At 63.9% G+C, this 1,200-nt stretch carries 1 protein-coding gene; it reads left to right on the top strand.

Features of this window, described 5'->3' with window-relative positions:
- Window positions 1-5: 5 nt before the first annotated feature.
- Window positions 6-1,199: an elongation factor Tu gene (gene tuf, locus FHY06_RS34705; RefSeq protein ID WP_093210122.1), complete on the top strand. Its 1,194-nt coding sequence runs from the start codon at window positions 6-8 to the stop codon at window positions 1,197-1,199.
- Window position 1,200: the final 1 nt, after the last annotated feature.

Genomic DNA, 1,200 nt, shown 5'->3' with positions numbered 1-1,200 from the left:
GAAAAATGGCAAAAGGTAAATTCACCCGCACCAAGCCGCACGTGAACGTGGGCACGATCGGTCACGTCGACCACGGCAAGACCACGCTGACGGCTGCGATCGCAACGGTGCTGTCGTCGAAGTTCGGCGGCGAAGCCAAGGCCTACGACCAGATCGACGCGGCGCCTGAAGAAAAGGCGCGCGGCATCACGATCAACACCGCGCACGTCGAGTACGAGACGGCCAATCGCCACTACGCACACGTCGACTGCCCCGGCCACGCCGACTACGTGAAGAACATGATCACCGGCGCCGCCCAGATGGACGGCGCCATCCTGGTGTGCTCGGCCGCCGACGGCCCGATGCCCCAGACCCGCGAGCACATCCTGCTGGCTCGCCAGGTGGGTGTGGGTTACATCATCGTGTTCCTGAACAAGTGCGACATGGTCGACGACAAGGAACTGCTCGAGCTGGTCGAAATGGAAGTGCGCGAACTCCTCGACAAGTACGAATTCCCCGGCGACGACACCCCCATCATCCACGGCTCGGCCAAGCTGGCCCTGGAAGGCGACAAGGGCGAGCTCGGCGAAGGCTCGATCATGAAGCTGGCCGAAGCGCTGGACACGTACATCCCGACGCCCGAGCGCGCCGTGGACGGCACGTTCCTGATGCCCGTGGAAGACGTGTTCTCGATCTCGGGTCGCGGCACGGTGGTGACCGGCGCTGTCGAGCGCGGCGTGATCAAGGTCGGTGAAGAAATCGAAATCGTGGGCATCCGCCCGACGGTCAAGACCACCTGCACCGGCGTGGAAATGTTCCGCAAGCTGCTGGACCAGGGCCAGGCTGGCGACAACGTCGGCGTGCTGCTGCGCGGCACGAAGCGCGAAGAAGTCGAGCGCGGCCAGGTGCTGTGCAAGCCCGGCTCGATCAAGCCGCACACGCACTTCACCGCTGAGGTGTACGTTCTGTCGAAGGACGAAGGCGGCCGTCACACGCCGTTCTTCAACAACTACCGTCCGCAGTTCTACTTCCGCACGACGGACGTGACCGGCGCGATCGAGCTGCCCAAGGACAAGGAAATGGTCATGCCCGGCGACAACGTCAGCATCACCGTGAAGCTGATCGCTCCGATCGCCATGGAAGAAGGCCTGCGCTTCGCCATCCGCGAAGGCGGCCGCACCGTGGGCTCGGGCGTCGTGGCGAAGATCCTCGACCTGTAAT

The organism is Variovorax atrisoli (assembly GCF_014195185.1).
GTDB lineage: Bacteria > Pseudomonadota > Gammaproteobacteria > Burkholderiales > Burkholderiaceae_C > Variovorax > Variovorax atrisoli.
The sequence above is the reverse complement of the archived record's forward strand: the minus strand, read 5'-3'. Positions and strand labels throughout refer to the sequence as shown.